Raw genomic sequence first — 12,438 nt, 5'->3', positions numbered from 1 at the left:
CCCGGTACCGACGATCTTTTCTCCGGGGGCGCTTCATGACGAGCTTGTCCGCTGCAGAGTCAAGTCCTTCGGCCCATGTCGACACGTTCGCGCGGGATCATCTCCCGCCCGTCGACCTGTGGCCGGACCTCGTGTTCGACCTGCCCGCGCTCCAGTATCCCGCGCGGCTGAATTGCGTGGCGGAACTGCTGGACCACCATGTCGCGGCCGGACGGGGCGGGCGCACCGCCATCGTGGGCGATACGGTGACCTGGACCTACGCCGATCTCATGCAGCGCGTCGACCGCATCGCCCACGTGCTGCGCACGGACTTGAACCTCGTGCCGGGCAACCGCGTGCTGCTGCGCGGCGCCAACTGCCCGATGATGGCGGCCGCGATCCTCGCCGTGTTCAAGGCCGGCCTCGTGGCCGTGCCGACGATGCCGCTGCTGCGGGCGCGCGAGCTGGGCATCATCCTCGACAGGGCGCGGGTGAACGCCGTGCTGTGCGCGCGCCCGCTCGCGGACGAACTCGATCAGGTGGCGGGGCACCCGCGCGTCATGTATTTCCAGGATCCGGACGGCCTGGAAGCGCGCATGGCCCGCCACGCTGCCCCGTTCGCACCCGTGGACACGGCCGCGGACGACGTCTGCCTGATCGCCTTCACGTCCGGAACGACGGGCGTCCCGAAGGGCACGATGCACTTCCACCGCGACATCCTGGCGATCTGCGACTGCTTCCCGCCGCACACGCTGGGCGCGCAGGCGGACGACGTCTTCATCGGCACGCCGCCGCTGGCCTTCACGTTCGGCCTGGGCGGGCTGCTGTTGTTTCCCCTGCGCGTGGGCGCGGCCGGCGTGCTGCTTGAAAAGCCGGTGCCGGAAGGCCTGCTGGCCGCGATCGAGCGGTACAAGGCCACGGTCTGCTTCACGGCGCCCACGTTCTACCGCCAGATGACGCCCCTCGTCCCGCGCTACGACCTGCGCTCCCTGCAGAAGTGCGTGTCGGCCGGCGAGGCGCTGCCGCTGGCGACGCGGAATGCCTGGAAGACGGCGACCGGCATCGCCATGATCGACGGCATCGGCGCGACGGAGCTGCTGCACATCTTCATCTCGGCGAGCGGCGCCGACATCCGGCCCGGGGCGACCGGCAAGCCGGTCCCCGGCTACCGCGCGTGCATTCTTGACGACGACGGCGCGCCGGTCGGTCCCGGCGTGGTCGGACGGCTGGCCGTCAAGGGCCCGACGGGCTGCCGCTACCTGGCCGACGAGCGCCAGCGCGACTATGTCCTGGACGGCTGGAACCTGACGGGCGACAGCTACGAAGCGGACGCCGGCGGCTATTTCTACTATCGCTCGCGCACGGACGACATGATCATCTCGGCCGGCTACAACATCGCCGGCGCGGAGGTGGAAGAGGTGCTGCTGCGCCATCCGGCCGTCGCCGAGTGCGGCGTCGTGGGCCGGGCCGACGAGGAGCGCGGCCAGATTGTGGAGGCGCACGTCGTGCTCAAGCCGGAGTTCGACCCGACACCGGACACGGCGCGCATGCTGCAGGACTTCGTCAAGGCGCAGATCGCGCCCTACAAATATCCGCGCGCCGTGCGCTTCACCGACAGGCTGCCGCGCACGGAGACGGGCAAGCTGCAGCGCTACAAACTGCGACTGTCATGAACATCGTCTGCATCGGCGGCGGGCCCGCCGGCCTGTATTTCGCCCTGCTGATGAAGCGGCAGGATCCGGCGCACCGCATCGTCGTCGTCGAGCGCAACCGCCCGTACGACACGTTCGGGTGGGGCGTCGTGTTCTCCGACCAGACGCTCGGCAACCTCGTCGCGGCCGACGAGCCGACGGCGCGCAGCATCCTGCAGGCGTTCAATCACTGGGACGACATCGACGTCTTCTTCAAGGGCGAGCGCATCACGTCCGGCGGCCATGGATTCTGCGGCATCGGGCGCAAAAGGCTGCTGAACATCCTGCAGTAGCGCTGCGAAGAGCTGGGCGTGGAGCTCGTGTTCGAGACCGACGTGCAGGACGACGAGGCCGTCGCCGCGCGCTATGGGGCCGACCTCGTCGTCGCGGCCGACGGCATCAACAGCCGCACGCGGGCGCGCCATGCGGCCACGTTCCGGCCGTCGGTCGAGACGCGCCGCTGCCGCTTCGTGTGGCTCGGCACGAAAAAGAAATTCGATGCGTTCACGTTCGTGTTCAAGGAGACGGCGTTCGGCTGGTTCCAGGCCCACATCTACCAGTTCGACGACGACACGTCCACCTTCATCGTCGAGACACCGGAAGACGTGTGGCGCCGCGCGGGCCTGGCCGACATGCCGCAGGAAGCCGGCATCGCCTTTTGCGAGCGGCTGTTCGCGGAGCACCTGGACGGGCATCCGTTGCTGTCGAACGCCACGCACCTGCGCGGGGCCGCGATCTGGATCGCGTTCCCCCGCATCGTCTGCGAGCAGTGGGTGCACTGGAACGGCGGCTTGCCCGTCGTGCTGATGGGCGATGCGGCGCACACGGCGCACTTCTCGATCGGGTCCGGCACCAAGCTGGCGCTGGAAGATGCGATCGAACTGGCGCGCTGCATGCGCGACCACGGCAGCGACGTGCGCGCGGCGCTGGAGGAGTACCAGGCGAGCCGCTCGGTCGAGGTGCTGAAGATCCAGTCGGCCGCGCGCAATTCGATGGAGTGGTTCGAGAACGTGGAGCGCTACGGCGCGCTGGACGCGGAGCAGTTCGCGTACTCGATGCTCACGCGCAGCCAGCGCATTTCGCACGAGAACCTGCGTTTGCGCGACCCTGGCTATGTCGCGCATTTCGAAGACTGGTTCGCGCGCCGTGCGTGCGCGCAGGCAGGCGTGGCGCTGCCCGAGAACACGCACGTCCCGCCCATGTTCACGCCGCTGCGCGTGCGCGACGTGTTCCTGAAGAACCGCATCGTCGTCTCGCCGATGGCGCAGTATTCGGCCGTCGACGGCGTGCCCGGCGACTACCACCTCGTGCACCTGGGCGCCCGGGCAATGGGCGGGGCGGCGCTCGTGATGGCCGAGATGACGTGCGTGTCGGCCGATGCCCGCATCACGCCGGCCTGCCCGGGCATGTATGCGCCCGAACACACGGCGGCGTGGCAGCGCATCGTGGCCTTCGTGCACGGCCGGACGGATGCGCGCATCGGCATCCAGCTGGGCCATGCCGGCCCGAAAGGTTCCACGCGCCCGATGTGGGACGGCATCGACCAGCCGCTCCCGGGCCGCAACTGGCCGCTGATCGCGGCATCGGATCAACAGTACCTGCCGGGCATCTCGCAGGTCGCGCGTGCCGCGACGGAAGCGGATCTCGCGCGGGTGGAAGCGGACTTCGTGCGCGCGACGCTCGCGGCCGAAGCGGCCGGTTTCGACTGGCTCGAACTGCATTGCGCGCACGGCTACCTGCTGTCGTCGTTCATTTCGCCGCTGACGAACCGGCGCGAGGACAAGTACGGCGGCAGTCTCGAAAACCGCTGCCGCTATCCGCTGCGCGTGTTCCGCGCGATGCGCGCCGTGTGGCCGTCCGCGAAGCCGATGAGCGTGCGCATCTCGGCGCACGACTGGGTCGACGGCGGCATCACGCCCGCGGATGCCGTGCACATCGCGCGCCTGTTCAAGGACGCGGGTGCGGACATGATCGATTGCTCGTCGGGCCAGGTCAGCAAGGAAGAGAAGCCCGTGTTCGGCCGCATGTACCAGACCCCGTTCGCGGACCGCATCCGCAACGAGGCCGGGATTCCGACGATCGCCGTCGGCTCGATCTACGAGGCGGACCACGCGAACAGCATCATCGCGGCCGGGCGCGCGGACTTGTGCGCGGTGGGCCGGCCGCACCTGGCGAATCCCGCGTGGACGCTGGCGGAAGCGGCGCGGATCGGCGTCACGGCGGTCGCGTGGCCGAAGCAGTATCTGGCCGGGAAGGCGCAGCTGGAACGGAATATGAAACGCGAACGCCAGGCGGAGGGCTGATGGAGACATTACAGGGAAAGCACGCGGTCGTGACGGGTGCCAGCCGCGGCATCGGCCTCGCGATCGCGCGCGCGCTGCGGGCGCACGGCGCGCGCGTCACGCTGATGGCGCGCGATGCCCGCGCGCTGGAAGCCGCAGCCGCGGCACTGAGCGGAGAAACCGCCTGGCAGATGGTGGACGTGACGGATGCGGAGGGCGTCGCGGCCGCGTTCGCACGTGCGGGCACCGTGGACATCCTCGTCAACAACGCGGGCCAGGCCGCGTCGGCGCCGTTCGGGCGCACGGATGCCGCGCTGTGGCAGCGCATGCTGGACGTGAACCTGACCGGCGCCTATCACTGCATGCAGGCCGCGCTGCCCGGCATGCTGGATGCGGGCTGGGGCCGGGTCGTCAACGTCGCGTCGACCGCCGGCCTCACGGGCTACCGGTACGTGGCCGCGTATTGCGCGGCGAAGCATGGTCTCGTCGGCCTCACGCGCGCGCTCGCGCTGGAGGTGGCGGCGCGCGGCGTCACCGTCAACGCCGTGTGTCCGGGCTTCACGGACACGGACATCGTGGCCGATGCCGTCGCCAATATCGTCCGCAAGACGGGGCGCACCGCCGACGAGGCGCGCGCGGAACTTGCAGCCGGCAATCCGCAGGAACGGCTCGTGCAGCCGGACGAAGTGGCGCATGCCGTAGCGTGGCTGTGCATGCCCAGCGCGGCGGCGATGAACGGCCAGGCCATCGCGGTGGCGGGCGGGGAGGTGATGTGACGCCGGCCGACGATGCCCCGCTCGACCTGAAGCTGTGGCTGCGGCTGTTGTCCTGCACGGTGCGCGTGGAGAACACGATCCGCAGCCGGCTGCGCACCACGTTCGGCATCACGTTGCCGCGCTTCGACCTGATGGCGCAGCTGGAACGTCACCCGGACGGCTTGCGGATGGGCGAATTGTCGAAGCGGATGATGGTCACGGGCGGCAACGTGACGGGCATCGCCGACCAGCTGGAACGCGAAGAGCTCATCCTGCGCGTGCCCGACCCGCAGGACGGGCGGGCGTTCATGCTGAGGCTGACGCCGCGCGGGCGCACCGCGTTCGCGCAAATGGCGGCCGTGCACCAGGGCTGGGTGGCCGACCTGTTCGGCGACATCCCCCCGGACGACAAGGCCACCATGATCGCCTTGCTCGACACGATGAAGCGGCAATTGAATACGCAATCGAGCGACAAGGACTAGGAGACCCCATGCACCGCACGCAGCTGGCCGGCTACCGCGCCGAACATTTCCTCTACGAGGCCGACGGCGGCGTCGCCACCATCACGCTGAACCGCCCCGAGCGCAAGAACCCGCTGACGTTCGACTCTTACGCGGAGCTGCGCGACCTGTTCCGCGCGCTCGCGTATGCGGACGACGTGAAGGCCGTCGTGCTGACGGGCGCGGGCGGGAATTTCTGCTCGGGCGGCGACGTCCACGAGATCATCGGGCCGCTCACGCAACTGGACATGCCGGGCCTGCTCGCGTTCACGCGCATGACGGGCGACCTCGTGAAGGCGATGCTCGGCTGCCCGCAGCCCGTCGTGGCGGCCGTCGACGGCGTGTGCGCGGGCGCCGGCGCGATCCTCGCGATGGCGTCCGACCTGCGCCTCGCGAGCAGCCGCGCGCGTACGGCGTTCCTGTTCACGAAGGTCGGCCTGGCCGGCTGCGACATGGGCGCATGTTCCATCCTGCCGCGCCTCATCGGCCAGGGACGGGCGGCGGAACTGCTGTACACGGGCCGCGCCATGTCGGCCGAGGAGGGCGAGCGCTGGGGTTTCTATAACCGCCTGTGCGCGCCCGACGAGGTGAGGGGCGAGGCGCAGCGCCTCGCGCGCAGTCTCGCGGAAGGGCCGACGTTCGCGCACGGGATGACGAAGACAATGCTGCGGCAGGAGTGGACGATGGGGATTCCTGAAGCGCTCGAGGCCGAGGCGCAGGCGCAGGCGATCTGCATGGCGACCGGCGACTTCAAGCGCGCCTACGACGCGTTCGTCGCGAAAACCACACCCCGCTTCGAAGGAGACTGACATGGCGGACAAGTCCTATCTCGACTGGCCGTTCTTCGACGGGCGGCACGTCGACCTGGAAGCGGCGCTGGATGAATGGGCCGCCGCGCACGTGCGCGACCTGCACGGCACGGACGTCGATGCCGATTGCCGGCGCCTCGTGCGGATGCTGGGCGAAGGCGGGTGGCTGCGGCACGCGATCGGCGGTGCCGGTTCTCCCATCGACACACGCGCCATCTGCCTGATCCGCGAGACGCTGGCGCGCCACAACGGCCTCGCCGATTTCGCCTTCGCCATGCAGGGCCTCGGTTCCGGCGCGCTCAGCCTGTTCGGGACGGAGGCCCAGCGCGAACGCTACCTGCCGCGCGTGGCCCGCGGCGGGGCCATCGCTGCGTTCGCGCTGTCCGAGCCGGACGCGGGTTCCGATGTCGCCGCGCTGCGCTGCTCAGCGCGGCTTGAGGAAGACGCGTACGTCCTCGACGGCGAGAAGACGTGGATTTCGAATGGCGGCATCGCGGACTTCTACGTCGTGTTCGCGCGCACGGGCGAAGCGCCGGGCGCGCGCGGCATCAGCGCGTTCGTCGTCGACGCGGACACGCCCGGCTTCACGATCGCGGAACGGATCGCCGTCATCGCACCGCACCCGCTGGCGCGGCTGCGGTTCGAGGGTTGCCGGGTGCCGGCGGCGCAGCGCATCGGCGCGGCCGGGCAGGGATTCAAGGTGGCGATGGCGACGCTGGACGTGTTCCGCACATCCGTCGCGGCGGCCGCCCTCGGGTTCGCGCGCCGCGCATTCGACGACGCGCTGGCCCATGCGACGCGGCGGCGGATGTTCGGCCAGACGCTCGCGGATTTCCAGCTGACGCAGGCGAAGCTCGCGCAGATGGCGACGCACATCGACGCGAGCGCGCTGCTGACGTACCGGGCGGCGTGGCAGCGCGACCGCGGCGGCAAGGTGACGAAGGAAGCGGCGATGGCGAAGATGACGGCGACCGAGTCGGCGCAGCGGGTGATCGACGCGGCGGTGCAGATGTTCGGCGGCCTCGGCGTCACGAGCGGCCATCCGGCCGAGCGGCTGTATCGCGAGATCCGCGCGTTGCGCATCTACGAGGGCGCCACCGAAGTACAGCAACTGATCATCGCGCGCGAACTGCTGCGCGAGGCAAAGGAAGAACCATGATGGAGATACTGCAACCACCCGGTTGGCCGCGCCCGCGCGGGTACGCGAACGGCATCGCGGCGCGCGGCCGGCTCGTGTTCGTGAGCGGGATGATCGGCTGGAACGCGGACGGGCAGTTCGCCAGCGCCGATTTCACGGCGCAGGCCGGACAGGCGCTGCGCAACATCGTCGAGGTGTTGCGCGAGGCGGGGGCGCGGCCGGAACACATCGTGCGCATGACGTGGTACGTGGTCGACCGGCGGGAATACCTGGCCGCCGGCAGTGCCCTCGGCGCTGTCTATCGCGAGATCGTCGGCGCCCATTATCCGGCCATGACGGCCGTCGAGGTGAGTGCGCTGGTCGAGGACCGCGCCCGCGTGGAAATCGAGGCGACAGCGGTCGTGCCGGACTGATACCGAATCTGGTATCGATCACAAATATTTCGGAATGACAGGCTTTATACCGGTTTACGCATGCTAGACTCCTCGCGGGGTATCGATAACATCCATGTTGTCGGGGATCCCGAAAAAACAATACCGAACAGGAGACTACAATGCGTAAATCCCGTACCCGCACGCCCATGTTGCGGGCAGCGGCGCTGGCCGTGTCGCTCGCCGTCGCGAGCCTGCTGCCCGCCGCGCACGACGCCGTCGCGGCCGACACGATCCAGACCATCCTCACGAGCTACCAGCCCGCCATCAACGAGTTCACCGACGCGAACGGCTTCAAACATCCCGGCGTCGGCCTCACGAAGGAAGTGCTGGAGAACCTGCGCACGGAAGTGCAGGCGCAGAAGGAGCCCTGGAACACCTATTTCAACATGATGCTGTTGTCCGGCGCGGCATCGAAGACGGTGGCATCGAAAAACCAGAGCGGCGCGGATCCGACGAAGCCGGCGGTGGTGGCGTTCAACAGCCAGGGCGTGGAATCGAAATTCATCGCGGACGCGCTGTCCGCGTACACCCAGTCCATCCTGTACTACGTGACGGGCGACGAGACCTACCGCGCCAACGCGATGCGCCTGATCCGCATCTGGGCGCAGATGGATCCCACCCAGTACGTGTATTACACGGACGCGCACATCCACACGGGCATTCCCATGAGCCGGATGATGGCGGCGGCCGACATCATGCGCACCACGACGTGCCAGACGGCGGCGCTGGCCTGGACCGACCAGGACACGGTGAACCTGACGAACAACCTGATCGTGCCCGTCACGGAAACGTTCAACCACAGCCCCGATCACTTCATGAACCAGCACCTGTACGCGCTGCTGGGGTCCATGTCCGGCTATATCTTCACGGGCAACCGGGCCCGCTGGAACGAGGGCGTCGAGTGGTTCACGATCAACAGGACGGCCGTCGACCAGGGCCAGAACGGGGCCATCAAGCAGCTGTTCCGTCTCGTGACGAAGAACGACCTGACCGGCGAAGCCGTGACGCCGATGGTGGAGCACGTGGAAATGGGACGCGACCAGGCGCACGGCGCCGGCGACGTCACGAACATGAGTATCCTTGCGCGCCTGCTGATGTCGCAGAACCAGAAGATCGACCCCGTCAACGGCACGGCATCGGCGGCGCCGGACGCCGTGGGGCCGTACGAATTCCTGAACGACCGCATCCTCGACGCCACGGAGTATTTCGCCGGCTTCATGCTGGGCTACGACACGCCCTGGGTGCCGACGGCCGCGCACACGGACGCCAACGGCGTGCCGACCGTCGTCTACAAGACGCTGCAGGGCGGCTACCGGGGCCGCCTCACGCAGAACACGTGGGAGCCGTACTACTATTACAAGTACACGCGCGGGCTGGACATGAACCAGCGCGCACCCAACTATACCCGCATGTTCGCCGACCGCACGGTCTACAACTGGGACGGCGTGGACGGCGGCGGCGACTTCTGGCTCTTCATGCCGCCCGCTGCGGAAAGCGAGGGCACGCAATTCCTGGTCAAGCCCATCGTCGATCCGGTGCGCGAAGTGGAGGACCGCTTCACGTCGCTCGACGGCTTCGGGACCGCCATGCAGGACGACACCGCGTCGTTCATTCGCGTCGCGGCCACGGGAGCGGGCAGCAGGCTGGCCGTCATCGGCTACGGCAACGGGACGCGCAGCGTGGCATTCCGCGTGCGGACCAATGGCGAAGCATCGGTGGACGCGTTCGGCGACACCATCCTGCTGCCGGACACGCAGGGCCAGTGGCGCTATGTGAGCTATGCATTCGACCAGTACCAGGGCCTGGGCGACTACCTGCCCCTCACCGTCAAGGGCGCCGGCACGACGGTCGACATCGACCACATCAACGTCAACCCGGGCGCCTCGATCACGCCGCCCGTGTTTACGAGCGGTGACGCGGACCTGAGCCTGTACACGAACGCCGGCTCCACGGCGACCGTGTCGTACAGCTTCGCGGCGACGGACGCCACGGCCACCGACGTCCTGACGTACACGATCGACCACCTGCCGCCCGGCGCCCAGTTCGACACGAAGACGGGCGCGTTCGCGTGGGTGCCCACGCAGGCCGGCACCTTCAGCTTCATCGTCACGACGACCGACGGCACGGTCGTCACGTCGAAGGCCGTGCAGGTCGTCGTCGGCGCGGACCGCCAGTCCGCCATCGCCGCCGTGACGGCCGGGTACAAGCCCGACACGCTGTACACGACCCCGAGCCTGGCCGCCTACAACGCGGCGTATGCCGACGCGACGAATGCGGTGTCGACGGCGACCGACGACCAGTTCTACCAGAAGCTGGGCGCGCTGCAGACGGCATTGAAAGGGCTGTCCGAGCTGACGCCGCTGCTGGCCGACGGCAGCATGAACTACGCGAACATGTTCGTCTCGTCCACCTTCGGCACGCAGGTGCCGAATGCGCTGGACGGCACGCCCGATTCGTTCGTCGGTTATTACCTGGCCCAGAACCTCACCTATTACTTCGACTTCGGCCCGGGCTACAAGGTCAACGCCACCGCCTTCGGCATCCAGGCGCGTACGTCGTTCCCCGAGCGGGGCGGCGGCGTCGTCGCCTTCGGTTCGAACGACAACGAGAACTGGGTCCGCCTGACGCCGGGCATGACCGTCGTGACGGAGGACATGCAGACCCTGGCCGTCAGCGACGACCTCAAGGACCAGCAGTACCGCTTCCTGAAGGTGCAGATGATCCAGCCGTCGAGCTCCATGTTCGAGATGGGCGAATTCCGGATCTTCGGCACGCGCCACGAGACGGTCAACCTGCTGTCGTCCGTGTCGATCGGGTCCGACCAGGCGCTCAGGAAGCGCATCGTGCCGGGCAATACGGTCAAGCTGAACTTCCAGGCGACGGCCCCGATCAACGCCGTGGCCGCGACGATCCAGGGCGTCCCGGCCCAGGTGACGACGGCCGACAACGTGAACTACACGGCCAGCGCCGTCATGCCGGGCGACGCGCAGCCGGGCACCGTCAAGTTCACCCTGAATTACAAGACCGGGGCCGGCGCCGACGCGGAACCCGTGCTGTTCACGACCGACAGCTCGTCGCTGTTCATCGCGGACCAGACGAACTACCTGGGCAACCTGCTGGCCATCACGAGCCTGCGGGATTCCAGCGGCCGCAACGCGACCGACCTGCTGGCGACGGTGAACACCCTGTTCGACGGCAATCTCGGTACCGGGACGGACTTCCGTGTCAACGGCAGCGGCTACGGCGGCTGGGTGATGTTCGACTTCAAGGAAGGCGGCAAGGCCACGATCCAGCGCGCGGAAGTGATCGGCCGCCAGGACCAGTACTCGTCGCGCATCAACGGCACCGTCGTGCAGGGCTCGAACGACAACGCGGCGTGGACGACACTCTCCAACGCGGCCGGAAACACGGCCGACTGGCAGACCCTGACCGTGGCGAACCCGCAGCCTTACCGCTACATCCGCGTCATCAACGGTAATAACTGGTACGGGAACATGGAAGAACTGCGCCTGTACGGCGTCGCCGAATCGTCGAACAAGATCGCGACCGTGTCGATGAGTTCCGCGCAGGCGCTGCGCACGCGCATCGTGCCCGGGAATGCCGTCAAGCTGGCGTTCACGGCGAAGGAGGCGATCAGCGGCGTCGGCGTCACGATCCAGGGCGTGCCCGCCACGGTGACGACGACCGACAACATCAACTTCACGGCCACGGCGACCTTGCCCCAGGGCGTGGCGGCGGGTGCGGTCAATTTCGCCATCGGCTACACGCAGGCCAACGGCCAGCCCGGCTTCACGAGCACGGCCACGACCGACAATACGGGCCTGACGCTGGTGGACGAGGCGGATACGATCCGTAACGTGCCGACCGTCGCCACCCTGATCGATTCCACGGTCAACCGGTCCGCGGCCACCACGCAGGCCGTCGTCACGAGCCTGTTCGACGCCAACCTGGGCTCGATCTCGGACTTCCGCACCGGCAGCAATAATTCGGGGGTGGGCGCGTACGTGACCTTCGACTTCAAGTCCGGCAACCAGGTGAACCTGACGGGCGTGGAACTGGCCCCGCGCCAGGACAGCAATTACGCGCGCATCAAGGGCACCGTGATCCAGGGCTCGAACGACAACACGACGTGGACGACGCTGACCACGCCGGCCGTGTCGACGCTCGAGTGGCAATCGTTCCCCGTCGCCAGCCCGGCGCCGTACCGCTACATCCGTATCTATAACGGCGGCACCTGGTACGGCAACCTGTCCGAAGTGCGCCTGCATGGTTCGCTGCATGGCGCCGACACGGCGCCGCCCGTGACGACCGCGAGCACGAGCACGACACCTGCGACGAACGTGACGGTCACGCTGTCCGCCACGGATACGGGCGGCAGCGTGAAGGCGACGTATTACACGGTGGACGGCGGCGTGCAGCAGACTGGAACGACGGTGTCATTGAACACGACCGGCAGCCACACGGTCGCCTACTGGAGCGTCGACGCGGCCGGCAACACCGAGGCGCAGCACACGCTGGCCGTGAACGTCGCGCCGGTGGACGTCGGCGCGAGCGTCAGGATGACCCAGCAGGGCGCGACCCTGAACCGCATGACCGGCAAATACGTGGGCGGTGTGACCGTCACGAACACCGGCACGACCCCGCTGGCGGGGCCGTTGTGGCTCGCGCTGAACGGCCTGACAAGCGGCGTCACGCTCGATAACGCGGGCGGCACGACGGGGGGCGTACCGTACGTCGCCGTCGCGGGGCCGCTGAATCCGGGCGCGACGCTCACCGTGCCGCTGACGTTCACCAATCCGAACCGTGTCGCGATCGGCTACGTGCCGGCGCTGTACCAACCCCATTTCTGA

Annotated in this window: 7 protein-coding genes and 1 pseudogene; all 8 read left to right on the top strand. The window is 68.2% G+C overall.

Annotated elements, in window-relative coordinates; genetic code table 11:
• The first annotated feature begins 35 nt into the window (after positions 1 to 35).
• Complete coding sequence (locus ACEN9G_RS29775) at positions 36 to 1,652, top strand: AMP-binding protein (RefSeq protein ID WP_413341036.1); 1,617 nt, start codon at positions 36 to 38, stop codon at positions 1,650 to 1,652.
• Positions 1,649 to 3,973 (top strand): annotated as a pseudogene (locus ACEN9G_RS29770) (bifunctional salicylyl-CoA 5-hydroxylase/oxidoreductase). Before ACEN9G_RS29775 ends, ACEN9G_RS29770 begins: the two are co-directional and overlap by 4 nt.
• Positions 3,973 to 4,728 carry an SDR family NAD(P)-dependent oxidoreductase gene (locus tag ACEN9G_RS29765; protein WP_483127431.1) on the top strand — a complete coding sequence of 252 codons (756 nt, stop codon included), beginning with the start codon at positions 3,973 to 3,975 and terminating at the stop codon, positions 4,726 to 4,728. The pseudogene ACEN9G_RS29770 and the gene ACEN9G_RS29765 overlap by 1 nt, the downstream one beginning before the upstream one ends.
• Positions 4,725 to 5,189: a MarR family winged helix-turn-helix transcriptional regulator gene (locus ACEN9G_RS29760; RefSeq protein WP_413341131.1), complete on the top strand. Its 465-nt coding sequence runs from the start codon at positions 4,725 to 4,727 to the stop codon at positions 5,187 to 5,189. Before ACEN9G_RS29765 ends, ACEN9G_RS29760 begins: the two co-directional genes overlap by 4 nt.
• 8 nt (positions 5,190 to 5,197) lie before the next feature.
• Positions 5,198 to 6,016: an enoyl-CoA hydratase family protein gene (locus tag ACEN9G_RS29755; protein ID WP_413341124.1), complete on the top strand. Its 819-nt coding sequence runs from the start codon at positions 5,198 to 5,200 to the stop codon at positions 6,014 to 6,016.
• A gap of 1 nt (position 6,017) precedes the next feature.
• A complete protein-coding gene (locus tag ACEN9G_RS29750; RefSeq protein WP_413341126.1) occupies positions 6,018 to 7,175 on the top strand; it encodes an acyl-CoA dehydrogenase family protein in 1,158 nt (385 codons plus the stop codon).
• Positions 7,175 to 7,567, top strand: coding sequence for a RidA family protein (locus ACEN9G_RS29745; protein ID WP_413341133.1), 393 nt, complete (start codon positions 7,175 to 7,177; stop codon positions 7,565 to 7,567). Before ACEN9G_RS29750 ends, ACEN9G_RS29745 begins: the two co-directional genes overlap by 1 nt.
• A 140-nt stretch (positions 7,568 to 7,707) precedes the next feature.
• The gene (locus tag ACEN9G_RS29740) at positions 7,708 to 12,438 is read left to right on the top strand and encodes a discoidin domain-containing protein (protein ID WP_413341128.1); all 4,731 of its coding nucleotides are present in this window, start codon (positions 7,708 to 7,710) and stop codon (positions 12,436 to 12,438) included.

It is taken from the genome of Massilia sp. Masssp94 (genome assembly GCF_059491305.1).
The sequence above is the reverse complement of the archived record's forward strand: the minus strand, read 5'-3'. Positions and strand labels throughout refer to the sequence as shown.